We start from the raw sequence: 26,299 nt of genomic DNA, 5'->3' as shown, positions 1-26,299 counted from the left end.
CATCAAAATGAATAAGGGGAGGACCTTGATGAAGACCGGATACACGCTGGCCGGCATGGCCGCCGCCAGCCTCGTCGCATTGTCGATCGGCACCGTCCCGGCATCGGCCGAGATCGCGAATCACCGGGTGAAGCTGGGGGTGCTGACCGACATGAGCGGCTTCGCGTCCGACAGCACCGGCCGGGGCTCGGTGGTGGCTGCGGAACTGGCTGCGGAGGATTTCGCCAAGGAGCTGCCCGGCGTCACCATCGAGGTCATCCACGCAGACCACCAGAACAAGCCCGACATCGGCGCCGCCACCGCGCGCCGCTGGCTGGACCAGGAGCATGTCGACGCGGTTCTGGACGTGCCCTTCTCGTCGGTGGCGCTGGCGGTGAACGAGGTGACGCGCAAGTCCAAGGCCGTCTTCATCGCATCCGGTCCCGGTACGACGGAGCTGACCGGCCCGAAATGCTCCCCCAATACCATCCAATGGACCTACGATACCTGGGCGCTGGCCAACGGCACGGCGCGGGCGGTGACGGAGAGCGGGGGCAAGCGCTGGTTCTTCATGACCGCCGACTACGCCTTCGGTCATGCGCTGGAGCGCGACGCCTCGGCGGTGGTCAAGAGCATGGGCGGCACCATTGTCGGCAGCGTCCGCCATCCGCCCAACGCGTCTGATTTCTCCTCCTACCTGCTACAGGCGCAGGGCAGCGGCGCACAGGTCATCGGGCTGGCCAACGCGGTGGGCGACACCATCGGGTCGGTCAAGCAGGCGACCGAGTTCGGCATCACCGCCGGCGGCCAGCGGCTGGCCGCCTTGCTGATGCAGCTGAGCGACGTCGCCGCCGTCGGATTGAAGGATGCGCAGGGACTGTATCTGACCGAGGCCTTCTATTGGGATCTGAATCCCGGCACCCGGGCCTTTGCCGACCGCTTCGCTGCCCGGATGGACGGGCGCCGTCCCACCGGCAACCAGGCCGGCGTCTATGCCGGCGCCCTTCATTATCTGAAGGCGGTCAAGGCCGCCGACAGCACCGATGGCGCCGTCGTCGCCGCCAAGATGCGGGACCTGCCGACCGATGATCCCCTGTTCGGCAAGGGCAGCGTTCGCGTTGACGGCCGGGCGGTCCACGACATGCTGTTCTTCGAGGTCAAGAAGCCCGAAGAATCGAAGGGACCTTGGGACTTCTACAAGCTGGTCAAGACCATCCCTGGCCCCGAAGCGTTCCGCCCGCTGTCTGAAGGTGGCTGCCCGCTGGTGGAGAAGTAAGGCGGGTCACCGGCCCGGCTTAACCGACAGCCCCAGGCCCGCTCTCGTGGGCCTGGGCATGCCATGATGGCGCCGGTCAGCTCACGACAAGCTCCTGCCAGGCCTCGTAGGCGGCAAGCACCGTCGCCATCTGCGCGGTGTGGCCCTGGATGAAGGCATCGCCGTAGATGGTCTCGTCCGGATATTCGGTGATCAACGTCACCGGCACCGTGCTGCGTTCATCCAGTGACGAAAGGCAGGGGAAGCCGTTGATGATGCGGAATCCAGTCTCGCCGGCATGGATTTCGTAGAGTGCGATCTGTTCGGCGTTGCGGGCCGCCAGTTCAGGAATCGTGGCAAGATGCGCCGTCACCCGGTCGAGCAGGCGCTCCGCCACCGTCTCCCAACCCGCGTGGTGGCGCATCACCAGGAAGAAGCCCTTGGGCAGGGTCCACATGGCGAAGTTGCGGGGGACATAGCCCGACAGCGGCCGGGTCCATTCATGCGAGGGGTAGCCGTGCAGGTTCAGGTGGAGACGGGCGCCGCTCAACCGTTCCGCCTCCAGCCGGATGGCCTTTTCATTGAGATGGGGACCGGCCGTCGCCGGATCGCGGTATTCCAGGTCGTCGCCGAGCGCGGTGTAGCGCGCCGCGTGGTGCATGTGGCGCGGGTTGGCGGCCCGCAGCCGCTGATGCAGGGCGTAGCCGTCCGGATTCTCCAGGGGCGAAACGGTGAAATGCGCGCCCGGACGCTGCGCCAGCCGGCTTGCCGCCCGCAGGGCGCCCACCACGCCGGTCGTCTCGTTCGCGTGTTGGCCGCCGCTGATCATCACCGGTACGTCGCTGCCCCGCACATAGCGGGCGAGCACCGGGCGTCCGCTACGCGTTCCCGCCTCGAACGGGTCACCGCCGATCCGCTCCAATCCGGCACGGATCGCCGCGTCTCCGACCGGAGCGGCGGCGCGGTCCAGCGAGGGGACGTCCAATGGCTCGTCGGCGGCCGTGGCGGCGTCGCATGACAGGGGACGCAGTTCCACCCGCACCCGCACTGCGCCATCGCTCAGCCCGATGTCCGGTGCGATCTGGCCCGGCTTCAGCCCGCGGTCGCCGAGCGGCCGGCCGGATTTGCGCTGGAACACCTCCAGCAGGGAGAAATAGAAGTCCTCGTGCAAGGCTTCACGCAGGCTCACAACCTCGTCGGCGAAGCCCAGCGGTTCGTCCGCCGCCGGATAGTCGACGCGGATGCTCAGTTCCTCGAAATAGGGCTCGCCGCCGGTCCAGGGGTGGGCAATGATGGCCGTCATGGCGGCTTCGAACAGCCGCTCGTAATCGGTCTCCAGCCGTTCCCCGTCCTCATTGTCGCCCAGGCGCAGCCAGCCGGTCGGCGAAACGCTGGTCTCCCCCGCCATGTCGGTGTGGACGCGGTTGGGCGCGGCCACCCGCTGTTCCTCCCGCCGGCCATCCTTGAAGGTCAGCGTCACGTCGTAATGGAACGCGCCGTCCGCCCGCGGGTGGAACGCCACCTTCAACCCGTCCAGCAGGGCGGCCAGCGGATAGGCCTCCAGCAGGAAGCGGTTCGCCGGAGCCTGTGGGTGGACCGGATAGGCGACGGTCACGGCCGCCAGATCGCCCCGCTCCACCTCCTCCAGGAAGAAGTGCAGCAGGGGCTTGTAGGCGCTGCGGATTCGGGCGGACACGCCGCGCTCCGCGAGGCGCCGCTCGGCGGCGCGGCGGCTCCGCGCATCGTCGAAGGTCCAGGCCTCCACCGAATTGCCGCTCTGGGCGCCGCCGTTCAGCTGGGCGCACAGTTGATCGAGCGTCCGCTCGAACGAGGCTTCGAACAGGACGGTCATCGTGACGTTCTCCCGGTGGGGTCGAGGCTGTCGCGCAGCCAGTCGCCGAGCAGGTTCAGGCCCAGCACGGTCAGAAGAATGGCAAGGCCGGGGAAGACGCTGACCCACCAGGCGACCTGGAGATAGGTGCGCCCGGAGGCCAGCATGCCGCCCCAGCTGGGGATGGTCGGATCGATGCCGAGCCCGAGGAAGGTCAGGCTGCTTTCCAGCAGGATGTTGTTGGCGACGTTCAGCGTCAGCAGCACGATCACCGGGCCGATCAGGTTCGGCAGCAGGTGCTGGACGATGATCCGCCAGTCCTTGACCCCGATGGCGCGGGCGGACTGGATGAACTCCCGCTCGCGCAATGCCAGGACGGAGCCGCGGACGAGGCGCGCGTACTGCACCCACTGCGACACGATCAGCAGGATGATGGTGTTGGTCAGGCTGCCGCCGACGATGGCGATGAAGGTGATCGCCAGCAGGATGAAGGGCAGCGCCAGTTGCACGTCGGCGAAGCGCATCACCACGATGTCGCAGATGCCGCGGTAGTAGCCGGAAATCAGGCCCATCAGCACGCCGATCACCGCCGCCCCGGCGACCGAGACGAAACCAACCAGCAGCGAGATCTTGCCGCCCGCAACCACACGGGCCAGCACGTCGCGCCCGAGCGGGTCGGTGCCCAGCGGGTGCGCCGCATTCCGGAAGGGCGGCGACAGACGAGCCAGCAGGTCCATCTTGTCCGCCCCGCCGGGGAACAGCTGGTCGGAAAAGAGCACGGCCACGCAGATGACCAGGGTCAGCGACGCGCCGAGCAGGAATTCGAGGTTGCGGAAGCGCGGGGAGCGCAGGAAGGAGAGCGCAGCGGCCATGGCGGTCACGAGGTCCGGATGCGCGGATCGACCAGCCCATAGGCGATGTCGACCAGCAGGTTGACGCCGACGATCAGCAGCGACAGGACGGTGATGACGCCCTGCAGCACCGGGTAGTCGCGCGCGGCCACCGCGTCGAAGGCCAGCGTGCCGAGCCCCGGCCAGTTGAAGACGCGCTCCACCACGACGATGCCGCCCAGCAGGCCGCCGAACTGCAGGCCGAAATAGGTGATCAGCGGGATGGCGCAGTTGCGCAGCGCGTGCTTGTAGAGGACCTTGCCCTCGCTCAGCCCCTTGGCGCGCGCCACCATGACATACTGCGACTGCAGGGTTTCCAGCATGGCGCTGCGCACCAGCCGCACGTTGGTCGCGGTCAGGATGACCCCCATGGTGACCGCCGGCAGGATGAAGTTGGAGGGGCTTTCCATACCGCTCGGCGGCAGCCAGCCCAAGGTGATGGCGAACAGCAGCACCAGCATCGTCGCCAGCCAGAAGTTGGGCACCGACAGGCCGACCAGCGACAGGATGCGGATCGCCTGATCGGCGACCCCGCCCCGCGCCGTCGCCGCCCGGATGCCGAGCGGGATGGACAGGGCGATGGAAACGGCCATCGATATCAGCGCCAGCAGCAGCGTGGCCGGCAGCGCGTCGGCGATCAGCCGCGACACCGGGGTGCCGCCAAGGAAGCTGTTGCCGAAGTCGAACCGCAACAGCCCGGTCAGGAAGCCGCCGTATTGGACGAGGAAGGGCCGGTTGACCCCCAGCGCCTCGCGGATGCGCTCCAGATCCTGTTCGGTGATGCTGCCCGCCCCTTGCGTCAGCATCAGGGCCGGGTCGCCCGTCAGGCGGATCGCGAAGGAGACGACCAGCGTCACCACGACCATGACGAAGATCGCCTGGATCAGGCGCTTGAGAAGGAAACCGGCCAAGACATGCCACCCTGAAAAGAAACCGAGCGAAACCATATCCGGCGCCGCCGCTCCCCAGAGGGGACGGGCGGCGCCGGACGGGCGGTCAGTCCACCGTCACCTCGGTCAGCTTCGGACGGTTGTCCGATGCCGGCGGGAAGTTCTTGACCCGCTTGGCGACGCCGTAGATGGCGTTGGAGTTGTAGAGCGGCATTTCCAGCGCCTTGTCGGCGACGGTGTGCGCGATCTGCTTCAGGATGCGCTCGCGCTCCGCCACGTCGGTGATGGCGCGTTGCGATTCCAGCAGCTTGTCCAGATCGGCGTCCTGCTCGTACGGGTTCCACTTCTCGCCGGAATGGTACATGGCGTAGGCGGTGTTGTCGTAGTCGAAGGTCCAGCCGCCCCATTTCTGCTGGAACATCGCGCCGGTCTTGCCCTGCGGGATGATGTCGTTCAGCAGCACGTTGGTCTCATAGGGCTTGATCGTCGCGACGACGCCGACCGCGCCCAGATAGGCGGCGACGGCCTGGGCCACCTCGTTCATCGTGGCGTCGTTGCCGCGGATGTCGATCTGCACCGTGGCGCCCGGCTTCACCCCGGCCTGGGCCAGCAGGGCCTGCGCGCCCTTCGGATCAAAGGGCAGCGGCTTCAGCGTCGGATCGTAGCCGAAGGACAGCTCGCCCTGGAAGCTGGCGATTTCCGACGCCTGACCGGCCAGGATCGACTTGACGATGGCGGCGCGGTCCACCGCCATGATCAGTGCCTTGCGCACCCGCGGATCGGCGGTGATACCGCTTTTGGTGTTGAAGCGTAGCGCGTCCACCGTCGGCCCCGGCACGCTGAGGAGCGTCAGCTTCGGGTCGGCCTGGATCACCGGCACCATGCCGATGGGAATGGTCGGCGGCAGGACGACGTCAACGCGGCCGGCCTGAAGCTCCGCGACCGCAGTGGCCGGCTCGGTGATGAAGCGGTATTCGACCTCCGACAGCTTCGGCGCGCCGCCCCAGTAGTTGGGATTGGCTTCCAGCTTGATGCTGGTCTTGGGGGCGTAGGAGACGAACTTGAAAGGCCCGGTGCCGACCGGGTTGACGTTGAAGAAGGCGTCGCCCTTCTCCTGGATGTATTTTGGCGGCACGATCATCGCGCCATAGCCGGCCAGCTTGGTCAGCAGGACCGGATCGGGGGCCTTCAGCTTGAGATCGACGGTGGTGTCGTCGATGACCTCGACGCTGTCGATGGCGATGTAGTTGGAGCGCTGCGGCCCCTTAGCTCCTTCCTCGCCAAGCAGCCGGTCGAAGGTGAACTTCACGGCGGCGGCGTTGAACGGCTCGCCGTCGTGGAAGGTCACGCCGCTGCGCAGCTTGAAGCGGATGCGCTTGCCGCCGTCCATCTCGGTCCAGGATTCGGCCAGCCCGGGCACCAGCTTGCGGTCCGGGCCGCGGTAGGTCAGCCCGTCGAAGATGTTGGTGCCGACCGAGGCCCAGTTGACCAGAAAGGTGTCGATCGGGTCCCAACTTCCGGGATCCTGCGGCGACGAGATCGTCAGCTTCCCGGCGGCATCCGCGGGCGTCGCCATGAAGGCCGTCCCCGCCAGCAGCGCCGCCATGAACGCGGCCCTGAATCCCTTCACTCCCAATGCCATGACACCTGTTCCTTGATCGATGGTTGTTGGTTGACGAGGGCGCCGGGTCATGCGCTCCGGCGGACGAAATGCCCCGGCTGCACCTCGTCCAGCGGCAGGACCGCGGGGTCGTCGCCGACGGCGCGGACCGGGCTCGGGATCTCCCCATCCAGCAGCGCCCGGCGGCTGCGCCGCGAGGGGTCGGCGACCGGGACCGCGGACAGCAGGCGGCGCGTGTAGTCGTGCGCCGGGCTTTCGAAGATCTGCCGCCGGCTTCCCATTTCCATGATCTGGCCGAGGAAGAGGACGGCCACCCGGTGGCTCATCTTCTCCACCACCGCCATATCGTGACTGATGAAAAGGTAGGCGAGGCCGCGTTCGGCCTGAAGGTCCATGAATAGGTTGATGACCTGCGCCTGGATCGACACGTCAAGCGCCGACAGCGCCTCGTCGGCAATGATCAGTTTCGGGTCGGAGGCGAGCGCGCGGGCGATGCAGACGCGCTGGCGCTGGCCGCCGGAAAATTCGTGCGGGTAGCGGGCGGCGTGGGCAGGGGCGAGCCCGACCCGCTCCAGCAGGCCGTCCACCCGTTTGCGGATCTCCCGCTCGCCGTCGAGCAGGCCATGGGTGCGGATCGGCTCCGCGATCGAGAAGCCGACTGTCTTGCGCGGATCCAGCGACGCGAAGGGATCCTGGAAGATGTACTGGACGTCGCGCCGCAGCCGGTTGCGGTCCGCCGCCCCCATCTCCGACAGGGGGCGGCCGCGGAACGAGATGCGGCCCGAGGTCGCGTCCTGCAACTGCTGGATGGTGCGCCCGATCGTCGATTTGCCGGAGCCCGACTCGCCGACCAGCGCCAGCGTTTCGCCCGGATGGATGTCGAAGGAGACCTGCGTCACCGCATGGACCTGATGCGTCGCGCGGCCGAGCCAGTTGGTCCTGGACTTGAACCTGACGGACAGATCGCGAACCGACAGAAGGGGGGCCGCGCCGTAGTCGGCCGTGTCCTGCACCCTGGCCTCGCCAATGGTGGTGACGTGGTCGCCGTCGAGGACGGTCAGCGGCAGGCGGCGGGGATGGTCCTCTCCCGCCATGGCGCCCAGCCGCGGCACGGCGGCCAGCAGGGCGCGGGTGTAGGGCTGGCGCGGGGTGGCGAAGAGATCGGCGGCGCGGCCCTCCTCGACCTTGCGGCCCTTCCACATGACGACGACGTCGTCCGCCATCTCGGCCACCACGCCCATATCGTGGGTGATGAACATCATCGCCATGCCGAGTTCGGCCTGCAGGTCGCGCATGATGGTCAGGATCTGCGCCTGGATCGTCACGTCGAGCGCGGTCGTCGGTTCGTCCGCGATCAGCAGCCTGGGCCGGCAGGCCAGCGCCATGGCGATCATCACCCGCTGGCGCATGCCGCCCGAGAGCTGGTGCGGGTAGCGCTTCAGTATCTGGGCGGCATCCGGCAGGCGGACCATGTCGAGCAGCCGCCGGGCCTCCGCCGCCGCCGCGGCCTTGCCCATGCCTTCGTGCAGGGTCAGCGTTTCGCCGATCTGGTCGCCGATGGTGAAGACGGGGTTCAGCGAGGTCATCGGCTCCTGGAAGATCATGGCGATCTCCTTGCCGCGGATCGCCCGCATCTCCTTCTGCGTGGCCGTCAGCAGGTCGCGCGGCCCCCGACTGCCCTCGAACAGGATGCGGCCGGTGGGATAGTGCGCCCCCACCATGTCGGCGAGCCGCATCACCGACAGCGACGTCACCGACTTGCCCGACCCCGACTCGCCGACGATCGCCAGCGTCCGCCCCGGATGGACACGGAAGCTGAGATCTTCAATGACGCGCTGCCCGCCAAACGCGACAGACAAGTCCTCGACGCTGAGCAAAGGTGGTGTGGTCGGCGGTGCGGGAGTTGGAGAGGCGTTCCGGGTGGATGGCTGCATCGGGCGCGGAACCTTGGTGTCCCTATTGTCAAGGGGTTGAGGTTTCCCGGATCTACCAGTTCCGTCAATGAATTATTTCGGATCGATAGCGGCGCCCGATGTTATCATCCGCTCCCCGCCGTGGTGTCGGAAGGAGCGTTCAGCGCTCGCGTTTCCGCCAGGACCAGGCCGCAGCCAGAATGGGGACGGACAGCGCCGCCCAGGACAACGCGTCCACCAGCCCGTCGTCCAGCAGGGCGGTGACCAGCCCGGCGGTGGTGACGAGCGCGATAGCGATGGGAATGCCGAAGATCGCCAGCAGGGGGAGGGGAGCGCGCGGCTTCATTCCGCGGCCTCCCCGGCGACGGCGCGCAGGCTGGGGCTTGCGCCGGCCTGTTCCTGGACGTTGCGGCGGCGGGCGATCCACAGATACAGGCCGCTGCCGAGGATGAGGATGGTCAGCATGTCCAGCACCGCCCACAGGATCTTCATCGGCAGCCCGCCATAATCGCCGAAGTGCAGCGGCTGCGACAGCCGCAACGCCAGCATGTACCAGGGCATGGACCGCATGTCGGTGAAGGCCCCCGTTTCCGCGTCGATCAGGGCGGGGGTCAGGATCCGGTTGGTGGCGGGAGTGGCTCCCTTCAACCACACCGCGTAATGATGGTTGCTGGAGAACCGTACGCCGGGGAAGGCGATGAACTGCGGGCGCATGCCGGGGGCGGCCTCCATCGCGGTGCGGACGGCCGCGTCGACGGAGGCGAAGCGTTCCGGCACCGGCTTGCCCTCATAGGGGGCGATCATCGCCGCCAGCTCGTTGGCGCGCCAATAGGCGACCAGCGGAACCGACAGGGTGTTGATGACGCCGGTCAGCCCGACCACCACCACCCACATCAGCGTGACGATCCCCAGCATGTTGTGCAGGTCGAGCCATTTCAGCCGCCTGCTGCGCCCGGCCCGCACGGTGCCGAAGGACAGCTTGCGCATGAAGGGGGCATAGATCACCACGCCGGACAGGGTGGCGAGGAACAGCAGGAATCCCATGAAGCCGAGGAACAGCTCGCCGGGTAGACCTGCGAACATGTCCACATGCAGGCGCAGCATCACATGCATGAAGCCCTGGTCGTCGTTCAGGTCGGCCAGAATCCGCGTGGTGCGCAGGTCGATGGCGGAGATGTGCATCTGCGACACCGGCGGGCGGGCGGTCGGGCCGGTCGTGACGTTCACCACTGGCCGGTCCTCGTCGAAGCTGAGGAACAGCGGACGTTCGCCGGGATAGGTGGCCAGCGCCGAGGCGACCGCCTCGTCCAATGACTTCAAGGGCGTTTCGGCCGGCATCGGCGGCAGGGTGTCCTCCGCCGTCAGCGCCTCGATCTCGTCATGGAAGATCAGCGGCAGGCCGGTCAGGCACAGCAGCAGCATGAAGACCGTGCAGATCAGGCTGGTCCATTTGTGGATCAGCGTCCAAATCCGGATGGTTCGGTTGGTCATCGGGCACTCCTCATGCCGCCGTCATGAATGCAGCGTTCAGAAATCGACCGACAGCGACAGCTTGGCGGTCAGCGGAGCGCCCTGGCTCAGGTAGCCGCCGTAAGCCGACGCCCAATAGGCCTTGTCGGTGACGTTCTCCACCGCCGCCCGGACGATGACCGGACGGTTCTGGATGTCGGTGACCATCCGCGCGCCGACGTCGAAGCGGGTCCAGCTGGGGATCTTCAGCGTGTTGGCGGTGTTGAGATACTGCGATCCGGTGTGGATCACGCGCCCGGTCAGTGTCACGGTGGGGAAGGAAGCCGGCAGGAAGGGCAGGTCCCATTCGACGTTGGCATTGAACTGGTGGCGCGGAACGCCGACGGCGTCCTTGCCCTCGGTCGCGGCGCTGCCGGTGTCGGTCAGCTCCGGATCGATGAAGGTGGCGCCGCCCAGCAGCCGGACGCCCTGCACCGGTTCGCCGTACAGCATCAGCTCGATGCCGCGGTTGCGCTGTTCGCCGGACACGCTGTAGATGCGGGTGAACGCGTCGGTGACGCCGCTGGGCTGGGTGGTCTGGAACAGCGACAGCGAGCCGCCGAAGCTGCCGAAGTCCAACTTGCCGCCGACCTCGTACTGGACGGAGCGGTAGGGCTCGAAGATCTCTCCGGAATTGGCCGCCGTGGACGGGGCGGTCGGCCCCTGCGCCAGCCCCTCGATCCGGTTGGCGTAGAGCGACAGTTCCTTGATCGGCTTCACCACCAGCCCGACCACCGGCGTCAGCGCCGACTGGTCGTAATCGGAGGTGCGGGCGCCGTTGGCACGGTTGAAGCCGCGGACCTGGATGTTCTGCTGGCGCAGGCCGGCGGTGACCATCACCCGGTCGTCGAGGATCGACAGCGTGTCCGACGCATAGACGCTGCGCAGCACCGACTCGCTGACCTTTGGCGGATCGCCGACCATGCCGCTGGCCGATGTCGTCGCCGGTCGCGGGAAGCCGACCATGTTGTAGAGGTTGATGGCGGTGGTCGTGCCGAACTCGAAGCCGTTGTTGTTGGTCGTCCGCAGCGCGGAGGCGCCGGCATTCAACTGATGCCTGACCGGACCGGTGTGCAGGTCGGCCCGGATTCCGGCCTGACCGGTGCTGGTGAAATCCTCGCGCGGGACGGTCAGGCGCCTGACGGTGCCGGTGCCGTCGGGCCGCGTGATGGTGGGGGAGGCATAGTCGCCGTCCTCGCGCATGCTGCGCAGGCCGAAGGCGCCATAGGCGGTCAGGTTCGGCAGGATGTCGTATTCGGCGCGGATCTGGCCGAAGGTGTCGCGCATCTGCGAATAGCTCCAGGGTTGCGCATAGTTCTGGGAAGCCGACGGCACCGCTGGGACGAAGCTGCCGAAATAGACCACGGGGCGGCCCTGCTCCACCCGCTGGGTCTGGGTGCCGACGTCGAGCGTCACGCGGGCGCGCTCGCCGCGATAGTCCAGCGCTAGGGAGCCGAGCTTCAGCGTCCGCTCCTCGTCGTCGATGGCGGTCTCGCCGCCGCGGATCGCGGCGTTGACGCGCACGCCGAACTGGTTGGCGTCACCGAACCGGCGGCCGACATCGGCGGACAGGCCGAACCGGCTGTCCATCGCATAGCTGGCGGTCAGGCGGGTCAGAGGTTCATCCTCCGCCCGCTTGGGTACGAGATTCACGCCGCCGCCGATGCCGGACCCGCTGGGGGCCGCACCGTTCAGAAAGGCGTTGGCGCCCTTCAGCACCTCCACCCGTTCGAACATGTTGGTGGCGACGATCTGGCGCGGTGCGGTTCCATAGAGTCCGTCGATCGACAGATCCTCGCCCATCAGCTGGAAGCCGCGTATGACGAAGCTCTCCGCGAAGTTGCCGTAGCCGAGGCCGCTGCGCACCGCCGGGTCGTTGGCCAGCACGTCGGCGACGGTATCCGCCTGCTGGTTGCGGATGGTTTCGCCGGTGTAGCCAGTGACGGAGAAGGGAACGTCCATCGCGTCCTGGTTGCCCAGCGCGCCGATGCGTCCGCCGCGCGCCACCTGACCGCCGGCATAGGCCGGGGGCAGCGCACCGGGACCGGTCGCGGCCCCGCTGCCTTCGATCTGCACCGGGTCGAGCTGGATGGCGCCACCGGCGGCCACGCGCTCGACCGTCACGGTTTCGGTGTTGAGGAAGCGGGCGGCCAGCCCGGTGCCGGACAGCAGGCGGTTCAGCCCCTCGCGCGCGGACATCGAACCGCTGACGCCGGGGGAGTCGACGCCCTGCGTCACCACGCCGGGGCTCAGCACCTGGATGCGGGTGGCGGCGGAGAAGGCGGCGAGCGCCCCGTCCACCGATTGCGGCGCAATGGCGAAGGTCACCGCGCCGGCCGGGTTCGTCTGCGCCATCGCTGCGGGGACGCTGGACAGCAGCAGGCCGGGCGCGATCATCACCGTCGTCGCCAGCAGCCGCCCCAGGAACACACGGCCGAACCGACCACCATGGACGCTGCTCCGGCGTCCGATCATCACATCCACCAGTCCAAACTTTGCCGATGCCATCACTCGCCTCTGTCATCCGGTGAGAGACCGCGCCGCGTTCTGCGACTGCGTCTCATTCTCTTCTTTCCCGGTGATGACGATGGGCAGACGGAGATCCCTGGGAAGTTTTTTCGGACTTCCCGAACTTTTTCAGCGGAGCAGGGTCAGGTAGGGGGTGATGCGGGTGGCACGCACGCCGAGGCCGCGCTCCAGCGCATCGAACACGGCATCCGGCCGGTCGAGCGCGAAGACGCCGGAGACCACGCGCTCCGCCGCCTCGCCGTTCAGCAGGACAATGCGGCCCGGCCATTGCCGGTTCAGCGCGGCGATGACCGAGGCGAGCGACTGCTGGCGGAAGACGATCTGGCCCTGGCGCCATGCGAAGGCAACGGCGGGATCCACCGCCCGTGGCCCGGTCAGGCCGTGTGAGTCGGCCTCCGCGCTCTCGCCGGGGTGCAGGCGGATGCTGTCGGGCCAGGCGGCATGGCTGTCGGCGTCTCGTTGGGCGGCGACCTCCACCAGTCCCTCGCCGACCGTGACCGTCGTGCGGTCGTCCTCGCGCCGGACGCTGAAGCGGGTGCCCAGCACGCGGGCGGCGCCCGCCCCGCCATCGACGACGAAGGGATGGTCGGGATCGCGGGTGACGTGGAACCACGCCTCCCCGCGCAGGAGACGGACTCGCCTCTCACCATCCCGGAAATCGAGAACCAGCGCGGTGTCGCCGTTCATCTCAGCGGTGGAGCCGTCCGGCAGTGCCAATGTCCGCCGCTGGCCGGTCGAGGTCACCTGATCGGCGACGGCATTCTGGTAGAGCGTCGGTCCGTGCCAGACGCCAAACCCGCCGGCCACCAGCAGGACCGCCAGCGCCGCAGCGAAGCGTCGCACCCGAACCGCTACGGGGCGGCGGGGAGGCGCAATGCGGGAGCCGGCATAGGCGGCACGGGCAGGTTCCTTCAGGTCGTGCAGGAGGGTCCGCAGTTCGCTCCAGGCGCGGGAATGAGCCGGGCTCCGGCTCAGCCACCCGGCGAAGGCGGTACGCTCCGCCGGGCTGAGGTCGTCGGACTGCAGGCGGAAGAACCACGCGTTGGCTTCCGAGAACAGTCGGTCCTCATCCGGTCCACCGTCCGCCGGCTCCCCGTCTGCCGGGTCCCGATGCCGTTCATCCCGATGATCCATCGCGTCTTGCCGCAAGCTCCCGTTGCCTCATGTTGGATAAGACGACCAGCACAGGCCGATCCCTCAAAGAAAATTCCCTGCAGAGGAAAGGAAATTGCCGATCATCGCAGCGGGCGCCGCTTCATGTGGGCGCGGCACTGTTCCAGCGCCGTGCGCAGATGGTACTCCACCGTGCGCGGGGAGATGCCGAGCCGTTCGCCGATGGCGCGGTAGGGCAGGCCTTCGACATGGTAGAGCAGGAAGACCTCGCGGGTCTTGGGCGGCAGGGCATCGATGGCGCCGCGCAGCCGGGCCATGGTCTGGTTCCGCTCCACCACCGCATCGGCGCCGGGGCCTGCGGCCGGCAACTCCTCGTCGGGCGGACCCGCCTCGCGCATGCGCTGACGCCGGGCTGCCCGGCAATGGTCCAGCGCGATACGGTCGGCCACCACATAGAGCAGACCGGCGGGGTTCTGCACCGCCTCGCCATCGGGAAGGCGTGCCAGCCGCAGGAAGGCATCCTGCGCCAGATCGCCTGCCGTCTGCGGGTCGCCGGTCCGCCGGGCGATGGCACGCTCCACCCGTAGCCGATGCGCATCGAACAGTTCCGCGATCCTGCGCGCCCAATTGCCGACAGGGCCGGTCATCTGGCGGGCCAGGAACGGAGGTCATCGGACAGGGCAGGGCAGGAAAGGTCGGTCACGGATGCGCGGAATGGCGGATGCGAAGGGATCGGCATCCGTGGGGCCTTCGCCTTTGATGCCGGTCACACCGGTATAGCCGCACTGAACTTGAAATGCGAACGATTCTTATTATCGCAGGGTGCCCTTCATGCCCGGATCGCGGTGAAATGCGGTCAGAACCAAGGCCGCCGCCGGGGCAACTGCCGTTGCCAATGGACTGTGCCGGACCGCTGCCGTACCTTGCGGGAGGCATTCAGCCGAGACCGTGCTGCCATTCCAGAAAGAGTCCGTGATGGCTGACCACAGCAAAACTCGCACCGCGTTCTCCGACCTGCACAAGGACGGCTGCTTCGTCATTCCCAACCCTTGGGATATCGGCAGCGCCATGATGCTGAAACACCTCGGGTTCCGCGCACTGGCCTCCACCTCGGCGGGGTTTGCCTTTTCGCGGGGGCTTTCAGATGCTGATTGGGCGGTGTCCTGTGCAGACATGCTGACCCACATCGCCGACATCGTTCAGGCAACCGATCTGCCGGTGAATGCCGATTTTGAATCCGGCTATGCCCATGATGTCGAGGGTCTGGCCCGCAATGTGCGGCTCTGCGCCGAAACCGGCGTGGCCGGCCTGTCCGTGGAGGACGCCACCGGCGATCCATCGAAGCCGCTGTACGATTTTGCCCATGGCGTCGAGCGTATCGCGGCGGCGACGGAGGCGCTGCGGGGAACGGGCGTTCTCCTGACCGCCCGCTGCGAAGCCGTGCTGGTCGATCATTCGGCTGCTGTCGAGGAGGTGCTGCGCCGGTTGCCTGCCTACGCGGCGGCGGGGGCTGACGTCCTGTATGCGCCGGGCCTGCGGAATCCGAGCGTGATAAAGGCTGCGGTCGATGCTGTGGGACCCAAGCCGCTCAACCTGCTTGTCTCCTCGCCGATCGGTCTGTCGGTGCAGCAGATTGCCGAATTGGGCGTGCGGCGGATCAGCCTTGGAAGCGCACTCAGCCGCGCCGCGTGGGGCGGCTTTCTCCGGGCGGCGCGGATGTTGGCCGATCAAGGCCGTTTCGATGCCCTTTCCGAAGCCGAACCGTTCGACACACTCAACGGTTTCTTCCGGACCCACGGCCGCAGCTCCGATTGAGTGTGTCGCAATAGGGAGCAACTTTCAGCTTTTGCCCATTGTCAGGCGCATCCCTTGGTCAGGTGAACCAGTAGCGCGTGAGGTGGAAGAACAGCGGCGCCGAGAACACGATGGAGTCGAGGCGGTCGAGGACGCCGCCATGACCCTCGATCATGGTGCCCCAATCCTTGACCCCGAGGTCGCGCTTCATCGCCGACAGGACGAAGCCGCCGAAGAATCCGGCGATCACGATGATCAGCGACATGCCCGCCGCCTGGAGCGGCGAGAAGGGCGTGATGACGTGCAGCCCGGTGCCGATGGCGACGGCGGTCAGCCCACCGCCGACCAGCCCTTCCACCGTCTTGGACGGGCTGATGCCGGGCGACAGCCGGGTCTTGCCCCACAGCTTGCCGAAGACGTACTGGAAGACGTCGCTCAGCTGCGCCACCGTCATCAGGTATAGCAGCAGCAGGGCGCTGGGCAGTTCGTAGCCGGGGATGTCGAGCCACAGCAGGGCCGGCGCGTGGCTGGTGCAATAGACCGCCAGCATCAGCCCCCACTGCGCCTTGGCGGTGCGGGTCAGGAAGTCGGTGGGGTCGGCGCCCAGCACCGACAGCGACGGCAGTGCCATGAACACGTAGACCGGGATGAAGATCGAGAACAGCCCGTACCAGCCGATCCCGATCAGCCAGTATTGCAGCGGCACGACCACGAAGAAGGACAGGAACAGTCCGGCATGATCGCCGCGCCGGGTCGGCGTCAGCGTAATGAACTCACGCAGCGCCAGATAGGAGAGCAGGGTGAACAGGACCAGCGTTACCACGCTGCCCAGCAGCATCGCCGCGGCGAACAGCGCCACCATCACCCACCAGGAACGGATGCGGGCGTTCAGGTTGCGCACCGTGTCGCGCCCGGCCGGCGTCTGGACGCGGTAGGCCAGGACGGTGCCGATCAGGGTGGCGACGACCAGCAGGCCAAGGGCGGCGCCCGACAGCCAGAGGAACAGCGGTTCGGTGGTCGTGAAAACAGTCATCACTGAGTTCATCACGCTGCTCATCGGGTGGTCCGTTGGTCAGAGGGCTGGGGGTTGGCCTGGGAGCCGGATTGGGAGTTGGACTGCGAGGCGGGCCGGGACAGCGACACCAGCGCGTCGCGCGCCCGCTCCAGGAATGCCGCCTTGCCCTCGCCCTCGACCGGTTCCAGCGGCGCGCCGAAGCGCATGGTGCAGATCAGCGGCACCAGCAGCGGCATGCCCTTCGGCATCACGCGGTGCAGGTTCTCGATGAAGACGGGCACCAGTTCGGCCTTCGGCACACGTTGGGAGAGATGGAAGAGACCGCTCTTGAACGGCGCCACGGTGCCGTCGCCGCGCGTACCTTCGGGAAAGAGGATCAGCGACTGCCCGGTTTCCAGCACCGCCGCCATGGCATCCATCACTTCCGCCGTCGCCTTGCCGGTGCGGTCGACCAGCAGTGCGTTCAGGCATCCCACCGCCACCGCGCGGCGCAGGGCCGAGCCGCCCCAATAGTCGAGCGCGGCCACCGGATGCGTGCGCGCCCGCAGCTTCGCCGGCAGGGCCGCCATGACGGCGAGCGTGTCGAGATGGCTGCTGTGGTTGGCGAAATAAATGCGCGGGACGTCCGCAGGGGCACTGCCTTCCCAGCTTGCGCGGGCACCGACCAGCAGGCGGGTCAGCCCCAAGAGACCGTGGCGGAGCGCCGGTTGGAAAAGAGCGATCATGACCGGACCTCCGGTTTGAGGGCTTCCAGATGCTGGGCGTTCAGGCGGCGGGCGATGCCGAGCGTGCGCGTCGCGACGGTCAGCAGGCTGCCGGCCATGATGATCCAGGCTGCCGCAAGCAGGCTGTAGCTCGTACCCCACAGCGCATGCTCGGCCGCCTGGGCAAGCAGGGCGACGGTGAGGGCGGCCATCCGGCGCTGCTTGGCCATCACGCCGCCGAAATCCTGCGCCAACCCCAAGGCGCCGCCGAAGGTGCGGACATAGGCGGTCATCATGGCGGCCAGCGCCGCCGCCCAGCCGAGCCAGGACAGACCGACTGCATAGCCCAGCGGCACCAGGAAGGCGGTGTCGGCGACACGGTCGGGAATCTCGTTGTAGAGCGCGCCGACTGGCGATCCCTTGCCGCCCTCCACCGCGACCATGCCGTCGAGCAGGTTGCACACAAGGCGCAGCTGGACGCACAGCGCGGCGCCGATCCAGGCCAGGACACCGCCCTGCAACAGCAAGGCGCCGCCGATTGCCGCCCACACGGCCGACAGCAGCGAGATCTGGTTGGGGGTCACCGGTGTCGTGGTCAGCCACGCCGCCAGCCGTTGCGCCCAGCGGGCCGACCGAGTGGCGATGGGGCGCCGGTCGGCGGCCGCCTTGGCGGCGGTTGCAGAGGTTTCCATCATGCAGGCTCCTTGGCAACGGCCTCGGCGGCGAACCGCGTCACGGCCGGATAATCGGTCTTGCCGGTGCCCAGCAGCGGGACGGCGTCGATGCGCAGGATGTCGCGCGGAATGGCAATCTCGGGCGCTCCCCTGCTGCGTGCGGCGGCGACCAGCGCATCGCGGGCCAGGACGGCGCTGGTGGTCGCCAACACGATCCGCTCTCCGCGCTTGGCATCGGGCAGGGCGACGGCGGCGTGCGTGGCGTCCGGATCGGCAAGGCTCGCCAACTCTTCGACCAGGCCGAGCGGGATCATCTCGCCAGCCACCTTGGCGAAGCGCTTGACCCGGCCGACGATGCGGATGAAGCCGTCGGCGTCGATCTCGACGATGTCGCCGGTGTCGTGCCAGCCATCCTGCGGCGGCTGGATCACGCCGGGACGGTCGGCGTGCAGGTAGCCCTTCATCACGTTCGGCCCGCGCACCCGCAGCCGCCCGCCGGCATCGACGCCCGGCACCGGCACCAGTTCGGTCTCGATGCCGGGCAGCGCCTGTCCGACGCTGCCGGAACGGAAACGGGCCGGGGTGTTGACGGCGATCACCGGCGCGGTCTCGGTGGTGCCGTAGCCCTCCAGCAGATGGACACGCAGCCGTTCGGTGTAGACGCGCCGCGTCTCGTCCTGCAGCCGCTCGGCCCCGGCGAAAACGAGGCGCAGCGAGCGGTAGTCGTAGGGGTCGGCGGACCGCGTCCAGGCGTTCAGGAAGAAGTCGGTGCCGAACAGGACCGTGGCGTTGGTCTGGTAGACCAGTTCCGGGATCAGCCGGACATGGCGCGGGTTGGGGTAGAGCACCGTCTTCACCCCGTTCAGGATCGGCAGCAGCATGCCGCCGGTCAGGCCGAAGGAGTGGAAGGTGGGCAGGCAGTTGAACACCACGTCCCGCCGGGTGAAATCCACCACCGACGCGACCTGCGCCATGTTGGCGAGCAGGTTGCCGTGGCTGAGCGCCACGCCCTTCGGCGGCCCCTCCGACCCGGAGGTGAAGAGGATGGCGGCGATGTCGTCGCCGCTGCCCTGCGGCGGCAGCAGCCGTTCCGGCACGACCAGTGCTACCAGGGCGCGCAGCTTGTCGCCCAGCCGCAGCCCGCGCTTGACCTCCTCAAGATGGATGATGGCGTGGTCGGCGGCCAGCGCCTCGACCAGCGCGCCGAGGCGGGCCTTCTCGATGAACTGGGCGGAGGTGACGATGCGGCGCACCCCGGCGGCGCGGCAGGCGGCCTTCACCGCGTCCGGGCCGGCGGTGAAGTTCAGCATGGCGGCCGGACGGCCATGGGCGGCGAGGCCGAAGAACACCGCCGCGGTCGGCGATGCCGTCGGCAGCAGCACGCCCACCGGCTCGTCCGCCTGCGTGCCGCGCGTCAGGATGCGGCCGAGCACCAGGGCGCGGGACGCCAGCGCACGATAGGACAGGGTGGAGAAGTCGCCGTCCTGGACGGCCTCCTCCCGCGCGCCGGTCTTGGCCCGGGCGTCGAGCAGGGCCAGCATCAGCGTCTCCTGCCGCGGGCGGGCGGCGAAGACGCTCTCCGTCATCACGCGCGACAGCCAGGACTTCAGGGCGGCACGCCGCTTCTTGCCGATCAGACCGCCAACGTCGGGGGTTGTCACCGGCGGCAGCACGGTGATGGTGATGCGCGGGAACAGGCCCAACCGCAGCCGACCCTGCATGCGTGACAGGATCGAACGCTGGGCACCCTCGATGCAGACCGGCACCACCGGGCAGCGGGCCTTGTCAGCCAGCATGCCGGGACCGCCGTTGATCTTCATCAGCGACCCGGTTACGGTGATCCGCCCCTCCGGAAAGACGCAGACTTTGTCGCCGTCGGCAAGGGCGCGGGCCAGGATGCGGGTTCCCAGCGGGTTGGTCGGGTCGATGGTGACATGGTCGGCGATTGCCAGGAACGGCTTGACCAGCGGATGCTTGGCGATGTGGGTGTCGACCGCGAAGCGCATGCCCGGCAGGAAGGCGGCGAGCAGAGCGCCGTCCAGGAAGGACTGGTGGTTCGGCGTCACCACGGCGGCGCCGTCGAGACCGGCCAGATGCTCCGCCCCGCGGACCTCGACCCGGAAGGCCAGCCGGAACAGGCCACGGAAGACCACGCGCATCAGCGCCTGCGCATCGACGGCGAGCGTCATCACGACGGCGACCAGCATGCTGGCGCCGCCCACCGACGCGACCGCCAGCGGCGAGGCACCCAGCGCCAGCATCGCGGCGGCAGCGGCCGAACCGGCCACCATGTAAAGCGCGTTGACCACGTTGGCGGCGGCGATGACGCGGGCGCGGGAGCCCGCCGGCGCCCGATGCTGGATCAGGGCATAGAGCGGAACGGCGAAGGCTCCGCCCGCGGCGGCGATGACGAACAGGTCGGCCAGCAACGGCAGCGCCCAGGGCTGAGCCAGCAGGGCCAGGGGCGACAGCGGGTTCGCCGCCGGGGCGGCCGGGGTCAGCAGGGGCAGGACGGCACCCGCCAGCGCGGCAACCAGACCGGCCAGTGCGGCGCGGCCGGCATCGGCGGTGGACGGCGTGCGGTGGCTAAGGCCGGCAAACACCGAGCCGGCGGCCACGCCGATGGCGAACACCGCCAGCAACAGGGTGGCGCCGCCGCTGTCGGTTCCCAGCGTCTCGCGGGCGATGGACGGGAATTGCGCCATCACCACCGCGCCGACGCCCCAGAACACCGAGATGCCGTGGATCGCCCGCATCGACGGCCTGTCGCCGGAGGCCGCGCGCAGCACCTTTGCCGTCACCGACAGCGGGTTCAGCCCAACGCGCACCGCCGGGTCGGCATTGCCGGCGCGCGGGATGAACAGCGACGCGGCGAGGCCCAGCACCGCGGAAGCGCCGAGCAGCCCCGGCACCGCCCAGGGATGGAGCAGAGCAAGCGAGCCGCCGGCGATGGTGCCCAGCAGGATGGCGACGAAGGTTCCGGCCTCGACCAGACCGTTGGCGGTGGTCAGTTCGGACGGGTCGAGCAGGTCGGGCAGCAGGCCGTACTTGACCGGCCCGAACAGCGTCGAATGGGCGCCCATGCCGACCAGCGCGATGATCAGGACCGGCAGGTCGGCGTCGACGATGCCCCAGGACGCCATCGCCATCAGCCCGATCTCTGCCAGCTTGACGATGCGGGCGATCACCGTGCGGTCGTAACGGTCGGCCAGCTGGCCGGCGGTGGCGGACAGCAGCAGGAAGGGCAGGGTAAAGGCGCCCGCCGCCAGGGTCGAGATCATCGCTCCGCTCAGCGCGCCGCCGCCCGACACGCCATACACCGCCAGCACCGCGATGGCGCCGCGCAGGACATTGTCGCCGAAGGCGCCGAGGAATTGGGCGAGAAACAGCGGCAGGAAGCGCCGCGACGCGAGAAGGGATGACGCGTTCATTGTCCGGCTCCGGTCCTGGCGGTGGAGGTCGCGATGCCGGTGAGGATCGCGTCGGCGATCGGGTCGGCCAGGCTGGAGAGCGGCGCCGTCTGCCGGCCGTAAACCTGCGACTGCACGTTCAGCACGATGGCGCCGATGACGATGTGGGACAGCGCATCGCGGTCGGCCGGAACGATGCTGCCCTCCGCGATCCCGTCGGCGACGATGCCGCAGATCACGTCGACCGGCGTCTCCTGGCCCTTGGGGACCAGGGGCAGCGATTCATGCTGCGACAGCAGAAGGAAGCGGGTGCGGTCGGGAGCCGCCTCCGCCAGATGGAAGGCGTGGTGGATGACCCGCCGCAGCCGCTCCGGCGCCGGACCTTGGCCCGCCTCGTCGCGCAGGCTTTGCGACATGGCCGTGTATTCCGCCGCGAACAGGTCGGCCGCCAGTTCCTCCTTGCTTGGCCAGTGGCGGTAGAGCGCTCCCTCCGATACCCCGGCGGAACGGGCGATGTCACGGACCGTCGTCGCCTTCACCCCCTTCTGGGCGAACAGCGCGATGGCGGCATCGCGGACCTTGTGGCGAACATCGGTGGACATGACGCCTCCCTGTGAGTGAATGTTCACTCACAAGGTGACGAGGCCATTTCACGGGCACAACGACGATAAAGTATAAGTCAGGGCGTTCCAGTCGCAGCCTATGGATATACCACCTTTGAGCCACCGCGCTCTGCCCCCCGCCATCCCGATCCGTCCTTGTCGAACGTCCACGAACGATGCAACGCTGGGGGGTGGCGATACAACGTTGGATGAAGGTATGACGTCGGTTCTCCAGTCTCTGACAACCCTTCCGTCCTATTTGCTCTTCGCTGTCGTGATGCTGGGGTTCCTGCTGCTGTTCATCCTGGCCTACACCGCCGTTACCCCCTATCGCGATCTGGCGCTGGTCCGTCAGGGGAACTCGACCGCGGCCCTGACCCTGGGCGGCGCCATGATCGGCTTCGCCTTGCCGTTGACGAGCGTCGCCTCCCACACGACCAGCATCGTCGATCTGACGGTGTGGGGAATGATCGCGCTGGTGTCGCAGCTTCTTGTCTACGTCATCGGCTCGCGCGTGCTGTTGCCGGATTTCCGTGCCGGTGTCGAAGCCGACCGCACCGCTTACGGCATCCTGCTCGCCAGCCTGTCCATCGCGGTCGGGCTGCTGAACTACGGCTCGCTGACTTATTGATTCGAGGAAAGGCTTTCCGATGAAGCGCTCCCGCACCGTGGCGGCCCTGCTGCTGGGCGGAATCAGCCCGGTCCTGTTCGCTTGCGGCGAGGACGGCCCTGAAGAGGCGACCGTCTATCCCTCCGTCGAGGCCTGCACCGCCGAGAAGCCGGCAAGCGACTGTGCCGAGGCCTTTGCCGCCGCCCGCGAAGAGCATCTGGCGGGCGCACCCCGTTTTTCAAGCCGGGAAGCCTGCGAAGCGGAGATGGGGGATGGTGCCTGCACTCCGGCAAATGAAGGCGTGGGAAGCAGCACGGGGAACGTCTTCGTTCCGGCACTGGTCGGCTTCATGATCGGCCGCAGCCTGACCGGCGGTTACGCCCAGCCGGTTTATTTCGACCGTCAGGGTTACGCCCGCAGCGGCAACACCCGGATCGCCGAGACACCGCTCCCGCCGCAGCGCCGGGACGAGATTCGCCAGGGCAGCGGGGGCGTGACCTCCAGTTCCGGATCCTACTATCGGCCGGGTTCGGGCAACGCCGGCAAGTCCGTCACGGTCACCACGAGCGGGCGCAGCGCCGGCTTCGGCTCGACCGGGTCGTCACGCGGCTTTTCGGGGAGCTGAGGCTATGGAGCGCGTGCCGACGGCCCCCCGCCCGCAGTGGCAGACCAAGCTCGACGAGATCGGCTTTCCCTTCCACACCGACGCCGATGGCACGGCCTACTGGGACGAAAGCGCCTACTGGCGCTTCTCCCTCGCCGAAATCGAGACGCTGGAGGCCGCCGCCGAGGAGGTCTACCGGCTGTGCGAGGAGGCGGTCGGCCATGTGGTGACGCGGGGCCTGTACGAGGCGGTCGGACTTCCCCGCTGGGCTGCTCCCGCCATCGAGGCGAGCTGGATGGAGCGTGAGGGACGGGACATGGCGCTCTACGCCCGTTTCGACTTCGCCTGGGACGGCAAGGGCGGGCCGCCGAAAGCGCTGGAGCTGAATGCGGAAACGCCGACCTCCCTATACGAGACCGCCGTCGCCCAATGGTGCTGGCTTCAGGACGTCCATCCGGACGCCGACCAGTTTAACAGCCTGGAGGAGGCTCTGGTCGAGCGCTGGCAGGCCCGCAAGCAGGCGTTCCCTGCCCTGGCATCGCAGGCCGAGGCGGTGCATTTCGCCTGCCTGATGCCGCACCCGGAGGATGAGGCGACCATCGCCTATCTCCAGACCCTGGCCCTGCGCGCCGGCATGACCACCAAGGCGATGCCGATCCAGGCGATCCGCTATGACGACGCCTCCGGCTGTTTTCTGGACGATGCCGGTCTGCCGATCCGGCACCTGATGAAGCTGTATCCCTGGGACTGGATGATCCGGGAGACGACCGGCCGCGAACTGGTGGCCGCCGCCGCTCAAGGGCGGATCCGGATGATCGAGCCGGCCTGGAAGATGGTGATGGCGTCGAAGGGGCTGTTCGCCCTGCTGTGGGAACTGAACCCTGGCCACCCCAACCTGTTGCCAACGGCCCTCGACCGCACCGGCTTTCCGGCCGGCAGCATGGTGGTGGCAAAGCCGCTGCTCGGCCGCGAGGGCAGCAACGTGAGCATCGCCACCCTCGACGCCGCTGGCTTCCCGGTCGGTCAGCCGATCGCGCAGACCGACGGGCCCTATGTCGACGAGGGCTGGGTGTATCAGGCCTTCACGCCGCTGGCGGAGGCCGATGGCAACCATGCCGTCTTCGGCGTCTGGATGGCCGGCGACAAGGCCTGCGGTCTGGGAATTCGCGAGGACCGCGCGCTGATCACCGGCAATACCAGCCGCTTCGTCCCGCACATGATCGCGTCGCCCTGACGGTGCTTGCGGTCACGCGCCGCGGAAGAGAAGCTCGTTGGCGATGATGGCGCCGCTCGCCTGCATCAGGTAGAGCCCGATGTGATGGGCGATCATTTGCGGGTGGGCCGCGGTGTCCGGCAGGCCGAGGTCGCGGGCGGTGTCCAGCGGCAGATCGTAGGTGGCACATCCCGGCTCATACACCAGGATCTCGCGCAGCGGCCCGGTCATGCCGTGATTGCGCGCCGACAGCAGGGCCTGCACCGCCTGAAGCACGCAGATGTCGGTGCAGATGCCGTCCACCACCAGCGTCTCAATGCAGTTGGCGGCGATCCAGTCGAACAGCCGGTTCCGCCCGCTCGCGAGGTCGGTCGTCCCGACAACGCCGTTGATGCAGTCCTTGCGCATCAGTGTGACGCCGGGAGCGCCGTCCAGCCAGGACAGCTCCTCGACCAGATTCTCTTCGCCGGTGCCGGCCTCGCAGTGGGGCGGGTAGGGGTATTCTGGTTTGCCCAGTTCATGGGTGTCGAGGAACACCGCTATGGGATAGTGTGCCTCGATGAACAGGCGGTTGGTGCGGTCGATCTCGGCGATCATGCGGCTGACCTGGGCATCGGCGACCGGCGGCGCCAGATTGCCGCCGCCGATGGCGGCGAACCCGTTCACCGGATCGACGTCGAGCTTGCCAACCCGTTTGCCGGCCAGCGAAACGCTGGTGCTGCGCACCGGCAGGGCGGCGGCGACGGCCTCCAGAGCGGCGGCCGGGTTCATGATGGTCTCGGTCATGGTTCCTCTCCCCCGGTTCAGACCAGCACCGGGACGTTCGCGACGCCCTCGGTGCCGAAAATGGCGCGATAGCGGGCGACCTCGGAAGCCGGGCCGGTGGCCTTCTCGTAATTGTCGCTGAGCTTGACCGCTCCCTTCCAGGCGCCGTCAACCTCGACCGCGGTCACCTTGCAGACGAGGCTCAGCGGATCGAGCCCCTGGCCGTTGCGCGGGTGGCAGTTCCGGAAATCCGAGGTCAGCAGGGTGCCCCAGCCGTAGCCGTCGCGGATCCGGCCACCGAAGGTCCGGTGAAGCTTCACGATGTCCTCGACATCCAGCCCGTCGCTGAACAGGACGCGCTTCTCCCGAGGATCGCGGCCGTGGCGCTCCAGCCAGGCGATGTATTCCTCGCCCGCCGTCACCGGCTCCTTGCTGTCCACCCGCATGCCGGTCCAGTCCGCCACCCAACCCGGTGCGTCCTTCAGGAACTGGGTCGACCCGAAGGTGTCGGGCAGGAACACCAGCATCGCGCCGCCATAGGTCTCCTGCCACAGCCGCAACACGTCGTACTGTGCCGCCCGCAGATCGTCATCAGTCCGGGCCAGCGCGGCGACCGTCGTCGGCAGCTCGTGTGCGTTGGTGCCGATGGCCTCCAAGTCATGCTTCATGGCGAGGTGGGTGTTCGAGGTGCCGATGAAGCGCGGGCCGAGTTCGGCCGCCAACGTTTCCACCACATATTCCTGCCACAGAAAGCTGTGGCGTCGTCGCGTGCCGAAGTCCGACAGGCTGAGATCCTTGAGAGGCCGCAGCTTTTCGATCTTGTCCCACAGGCGGACCTTGGCGCGGGCATAGAGGATGTCGAGTTCGGTCTCGGTCATGCTGGCGAGCGCGGCGCGCGTCTTCAACTCGTTGATGACACTGAGGGCGTAGATCTCCCACATCGTCGTCCTTGCCCACGACCCTTCGAAATCCAGGCGCCACTGGCCGTCCTCCTCCGACAGCCGGTAGTCGGGCAGGGCGAAGTCGTCGGCGAGCCAGGCGACGAACTCGGGCCGGAAGATCCCGCGCTGCCCATAGAAGGTGTTGCCTTGCAGCCAGACCGCCTCGGACCGCTTCAGGCGCAGCGAGCGCACATTGTCGAGCTGGCGGCGCAGTTCGGCCTCGTCGATGATCCGGGCCAGCTTCACCGAGCGGGTGCGGTTGATCAGGCTGAAGCGGACCTTCACGTCGCGGAAATGCCGCCAGATGAACTGCAGCATCGCCAGCTTGTACCAGTCGGTGTCTAGCAGCGACCGGACGATGAAGTCGGTGGCGAAATTGTGGTTGTGGGCGCGGCTGCTGAAATTGACGAGCATGGCTGAAACCTCCTGTTCTCGCT

The 26,299-nt window shown here is 68.0% G+C and carries 22 protein-coding genes; 5 read left to right on the top strand and 17 right to left on the bottom strand.

Annotated features, from left to right (window positions below; genetic code table 11):
• Window positions 1-28: 28 nt before the first annotated feature.
• Entirely contained in the window at window positions 29-1,255 is a 1,227-nt protein-coding gene (locus TSO5_RS06405; protein ID WP_109150809.1) for an ABC transporter substrate-binding protein, read from the top strand.
• A gap of 76 nt (window positions 1,256-1,331) precedes the next feature.
• On the opposite strand, the gene TSO5_RS06400 is transcribed toward TSO5_RS06405, so the two are convergent.
• The 10 genes from TSO5_RS06400 to TSO5_RS06355 form a co-directional block, all read right to left on the bottom strand.
• The gene (locus TSO5_RS06400) at window positions 1,332-3,086 is read right to left on the bottom strand and encodes a M14 family metallopeptidase (protein WP_109150808.1); all 1,755 of its coding nucleotides are present in this window, start codon (window positions 3,084-3,086) and stop codon (window positions 1,332-1,334) included.
• Window positions 3,083-3,937, bottom strand: a complete 855-nt coding sequence (locus TSO5_RS06395) for an ABC transporter permease (RefSeq protein ID WP_109150807.1) — start codon at window positions 3,935-3,937, stop codon at window positions 3,083-3,085. The genes TSO5_RS06400 and TSO5_RS06395 overlap by 4 nt, the downstream gene beginning before the upstream one ends.
• A gap of 5 nt (window positions 3,938-3,942) precedes the next feature.
• Window positions 3,943-4,866 carry an ABC transporter permease gene (locus TSO5_RS06390; RefSeq protein ID WP_109150832.1) on the bottom strand — a complete coding sequence of 308 codons (924 nt, stop codon included), beginning with the start codon at window positions 4,864-4,866 and terminating at the stop codon, window positions 3,943-3,945.
• Window positions 4,867-4,951: 85 nt separating this feature from the next.
• Window positions 4,952-6,487 carry an ABC transporter substrate-binding protein gene (locus tag TSO5_RS06385; RefSeq protein ID WP_109150806.1) on the bottom strand — a complete coding sequence of 512 codons (1,536 nt, stop codon included), beginning with the start codon at window positions 6,485-6,487 and terminating at the stop codon, window positions 4,952-4,954.
• A gap of 47 nt (window positions 6,488-6,534) precedes the next feature.
• Window positions 6,535-8,325 carry an ABC transporter ATP-binding protein gene (locus TSO5_RS06380; protein ID WP_348981049.1) on the bottom strand — a complete coding sequence of 597 codons (1,791 nt, stop codon included), beginning with the start codon at window positions 8,323-8,325 and terminating at the stop codon, window positions 6,535-6,537.
• 214 nt (window positions 8,326-8,539) lie between these two features.
• Window positions 8,540-8,725 (bottom strand): hypothetical protein, encoded by a 186-nt coding sequence (locus TSO5_RS06375; RefSeq protein ID WP_109150804.1) that lies wholly within the window; start codon window positions 8,723-8,725, stop codon window positions 8,540-8,542.
• Window positions 8,722-9,870, bottom strand: a complete 1,149-nt coding sequence (locus tag TSO5_RS06370; protein WP_109150803.1) for a PepSY domain-containing protein — start codon at window positions 9,868-9,870, stop codon at window positions 8,722-8,724. Before TSO5_RS06370 ends, TSO5_RS06375 begins: the two co-directional genes overlap by 4 nt.
• Window positions 9,871-9,906: 36 nt before the next feature.
• Window positions 9,907-12,396 (bottom strand): TonB-dependent receptor, encoded by a 2,490-nt coding sequence (locus TSO5_RS06365; RefSeq protein WP_247870611.1) that lies wholly within the window; start codon window positions 12,394-12,396, stop codon window positions 9,907-9,909.
• A gap of 129 nt (window positions 12,397-12,525) precedes the next feature.
• A complete protein-coding gene (locus TSO5_RS06360; RefSeq protein ID WP_109150802.1) occupies window positions 12,526-13,551 on the bottom strand; it encodes a FecR family protein in 1,026 nt (341 codons plus the stop codon).
• Window positions 13,552-13,652: 101 nt separating this feature from the next.
• Complete coding sequence (locus tag TSO5_RS06355) at window positions 13,653-14,177, bottom strand: sigma-70 family RNA polymerase sigma factor (protein ID WP_109150801.1); 525 nt, start codon at window positions 14,175-14,177, stop codon at window positions 13,653-13,655.
• Window positions 14,178-14,505: 328 nt separating this feature from the next.
• Here TSO5_RS06355 and TSO5_RS06350 point away from each other — a divergent pair, with 328 nt between their 5' ends.
• Entirely contained in the window at window positions 14,506-15,345 is an 840-nt protein-coding gene (locus TSO5_RS06350) for an isocitrate lyase/phosphoenolpyruvate mutase family protein (protein ID WP_109150800.1), read from the top strand.
• A gap of 58 nt (window positions 15,346-15,403) precedes the next feature.
• Here the strand turns inward: TSO5_RS06350 and TSO5_RS06345 are convergent, their stop codons facing one another.
• From TSO5_RS06345 to TSO5_RS06325, 5 genes are read right to left on the bottom strand one after another with little or no spacing between them, the layout of a single operon-like run.
• On the bottom strand, window positions 15,404-16,357 hold the full coding sequence (locus tag TSO5_RS06345) for a phosphatidate cytidylyltransferase (RefSeq protein WP_109150830.1): 954 nt from the start codon (window positions 16,355-16,357) through the stop codon (window positions 15,404-15,406).
• A 20-nt stretch (window positions 16,358-16,377) separates the two neighbouring features.
• Entirely contained in the window at window positions 16,378-17,064 is a 687-nt protein-coding gene (locus TSO5_RS06340) for a lysophospholipid acyltransferase family protein (RefSeq protein WP_109150799.1), read from the bottom strand.
• Entirely contained in the window at window positions 17,061-17,738 is a 678-nt protein-coding gene (locus tag TSO5_RS06335; RefSeq protein ID WP_199230814.1) for a CDP-alcohol phosphatidyltransferase family protein, read from the bottom strand. The genes TSO5_RS06340 and TSO5_RS06335 overlap by 4 nt, the downstream gene beginning before the upstream one ends.
• The gene (locus tag TSO5_RS06330) at window positions 17,735-21,148 is read right to left on the bottom strand and encodes an acyl-[ACP]--phospholipid O-acyltransferase (RefSeq protein WP_109150797.1); all 3,414 of its coding nucleotides are present in this window, start codon (window positions 21,146-21,148) and stop codon (window positions 17,735-17,737) included. Before TSO5_RS06330 ends, TSO5_RS06335 begins: the two co-directional genes overlap by 4 nt.
• A complete protein-coding gene (locus TSO5_RS06325) occupies window positions 21,145-21,729 on the bottom strand; it encodes a TetR/AcrR family transcriptional regulator (protein WP_199230813.1) in 585 nt (194 codons plus the stop codon). The genes TSO5_RS06330 and TSO5_RS06325 overlap by 4 nt, the downstream gene beginning before the upstream one ends.
• Window positions 21,730-21,946: 217 nt before the next feature.
• On the opposite strand from TSO5_RS06325, the gene TSO5_RS06320 reads away from it, so the two are divergent.
• The 3 genes from TSO5_RS06320 to TSO5_RS06310 are packed head-to-tail and all read left to right on the top strand — an operon-like array spanning window position 21,947 to window position 24,177.
• Window positions 21,947-22,360: a DUF350 domain-containing protein gene (locus TSO5_RS06320; protein ID WP_109150795.1), complete on the top strand. Its 414-nt coding sequence runs from the start codon at window positions 21,947-21,949 to the stop codon at window positions 22,358-22,360.
• A gap of 19 nt (window positions 22,361-22,379) precedes the next feature.
• Window positions 22,380-22,964, top strand: coding sequence for a DUF1190 domain-containing protein (locus TSO5_RS06315; protein WP_109150794.1), 585 nt, complete (start codon window positions 22,380-22,382; stop codon window positions 22,962-22,964).
• Between the two features lie 4 nt (window positions 22,965-22,968).
• Entirely contained in the window at window positions 22,969-24,177 is a 1,209-nt protein-coding gene (locus tag TSO5_RS06310; protein WP_109150793.1) for a glutathionylspermidine synthase family protein, read from the top strand.
• 12 nt (window positions 24,178-24,189) lie between these two features.
• Here TSO5_RS06310 and TSO5_RS06305 read toward each other — a convergent pair whose 3' ends face one another.
• Both TSO5_RS06305 and TSO5_RS06300 read right to left on the bottom strand, forming a co-directional pair.
• Entirely contained in the window at window positions 24,190-24,942 is a 753-nt protein-coding gene (locus TSO5_RS06305) for an isochorismatase family protein (protein WP_109150792.1), read from the bottom strand.
• A 17-nt stretch (window positions 24,943-24,959) separates the two neighbouring features.
• A complete protein-coding gene (locus tag TSO5_RS06300) occupies window positions 24,960-26,276 on the bottom strand; it encodes a nicotinate phosphoribosyltransferase (RefSeq protein WP_109150791.1) in 1,317 nt (438 codons plus the stop codon).
• Between the last annotated feature and the right edge of the window lie 23 nt (window positions 26,277-26,299).

The sequence above is a fragment of the Azospirillum sp. TSO5 genome (assembly GCF_003116065.1).
Taxonomy (GTDB): Bacteria; Pseudomonadota; Alphaproteobacteria; order Azospirillales; family Azospirillaceae; genus Azospirillum.
The sequence above is the reverse complement of the archived record's forward strand: the minus strand, read 5'-3'. Positions and strand labels throughout refer to the sequence as shown.